This window comes from Streptomyces sp. NPDC002742 (assembly GCF_042888885.1).
In the GTDB taxonomy this organism is placed as follows: Bacteria; Actinomycetota; Actinomycetes; order Streptomycetales; family Streptomycetaceae; genus Streptomyces.
This window is the reverse complement of record NZ_JBIAQF010000065.1, coordinates 1,823-3,976: the sequence shown is the minus strand read 5'-3', so window position 1 is coordinate 3,976 and position 2,154 is coordinate 1,823. Positions and strand designations below refer to the sequence as shown.

At 59.5% G+C, this 2,154-nt stretch carries 1 protein-coding gene; it reads left to right on the top strand.

Features of this window, described 5'->3' with window-relative positions; translation table 11 throughout:
- Positions 1-692: 692 nt before the first annotated feature.
- A partial coding sequence (locus tag ACFYW8_RS44420; RefSeq protein ID WP_389093822.1) for a DUF6531 domain-containing protein occupies positions 693-2,154 on the top strand: 1,462 nt, incomplete at its 3' end.

Below are 2,154 nucleotides of genomic sequence, written 5' to 3'. Positions count from 1 at the left end.
TCTTAGACGGCGCCAAACTGGTAACAGCCTGTGACGAGCACGGTCATTTTGGCCGTCCCCTCCGTGGCCTGCGCCGGGCTGGTGTCGCGGGACCACAGTGATTCAGGTCTTTGTCGCGAGCAATGAAACCAGCGGAGTTTTGCATTCCGAATACACAAACCGGGCGAGCGTAAGCTGCTGCAGCACTTTCAGTGCGTTCGCGACTTGACCTCTGTGTGTCCGGATCTAGTACGTCCGATGCAGGAGAGGTTGACGTTAGCTCATGCGGATCTGAAAAGATCAGATCTCCCTGTTGGTCGACCTGTGTAGTTTTCGCCCCCAATACTGAGAGGTTAGCTCTGGTGCGGATTCGGATAGTGAGCATCTTCGCTGCAATAGCGGTTCTGGTTGCGCTGTTATACGCCAATTCCTTGTCGCTGATGCCTAGTGGATACAGTGATGCACCTCTCCTGGTTTCAGCACCCGTTGCTAAGCGCACATCGAAGCCGCTTAAGCCCGCGAAGGTGATGACTGCCAAACAGCGAAGATACCAGTTGGATCGAGATGAGCTACTGGCGACAATTCGTCCCGGATTGCGCCACCATAATCGCAGCCAGAAGGCGTTAAGCAGCGAGGCCAGTGACGGGCCCGACACTATTAGGACCGGTCGGGGTAAGCTCAAGCTTTCACGTAAGACTGCTCCAGCGGCTACTGTGGCTGATTCTGATTTCGAAGGGGCAATATGGGGAGCCACCTACATCGTCAATGACGAATCACAGCTGGATCCCGCTGGCGTGGCGACGCCGCTGAAAGCGAATACCCCACGCAATCTCAAGGTGTACCCGAACTATCGGCCCGGCAGCACCACATGGTATGTGGGGGCAGACTGGCAAGAGGCTTCCAACGTTTTCCCACTGATCCTGCGTGTGCAGTTGTACCGGGCTTCGGACAACCAATTGGTCGCGACGCGACTGACCAGCAGGGACACTCCCACCAGCGCAGAAACCAGTACTCAGTGCCTGCGGTGGAGCATGGGCAGCACAGCGCCGCAGACGTGTCTGTGGTCGTTGCGTGACGGTGTGCTCGTAGGTAAGGCAGGCACGGCCTACTACGCGAAATTGTCGTACGCGACCGAGATGAAAAATCACTTCTACAAGGTGCCAGGCCAGGAGAGGCTGACCTACCGCGAATATTGGCTGCCCACGAAGTGGACGGCGACAGCCACCAGTCCGGCAGCGCCGGCTCTCTACACGCCTGGCATCAGCGACGGATTGTCCGGTCTGTGTACCTGCTGGTACCAGACACGGATCGCAGATCCGGTGAACACCGCGACGGGCGCGGTCACGGATACCGTCACCGACGCAGTCGTCCCGGGCAAGGGCCTTTCTCTCACCTTGTCCCGCTCATATTCATCGGCGTCCAGCGACACCACCAGCCTGCTCGGGAAAGGCTGGAAGCTGCCCTTCGAGGCCAAACTCACGGTTACTGCCAGCACCGTAACACTCAACGAAGCCGACGGCGCCAAGATCGGCTTTGTCAAGCAAAGCGATGGCTCTTACACAGCACCCAAGCCGGTGCGTTACGTACTGACGCAATCCGGCAATGGTTTCACGGTCACCAACATCGACCACACCAGTCGCGTTTTTGACACCTCCGGTCAACTGAGCGGCTGGCTGGACGGTGCCGGGCATGGCCTTTCATTCGGCTACGCAGGGGGGAAGCTCGCCAAAATCACGGACGCTGCCGGGCGCGAGACCACTCTCGACGTCGACGCGGCCTCTGGGCGGCTCAGGTCGGTCACCATGCCAGGCGGCACGACGGTGGCCTACGGCTACGAGGCCGGGCAACTGAAAACAGTGACCGGAACGAACGGCGGCGTGACCACGTACACGTACGACGCCGGCCGGCTTGCCACGGTTATCGATCCCAAGGGAACCACTGTCACGCAGAACACCTATGACGCGACCACCGGGCGCATCAAAGAGCAAGTCGATGCTTCTGGAGGCACCTACGCCTTCACCTGGCAACCCACCGCCAACGCGCCGGCCGGTTCGGGGAAATCGACCATGAAAGACCCGAACGGCGGACTGTGGACTGACGTCTACGAGGCCGGTGTCCTCATCCGCAATTACCGACCTGCGGGCAGCAGCAACAACCGGGACTACGACCAGAATC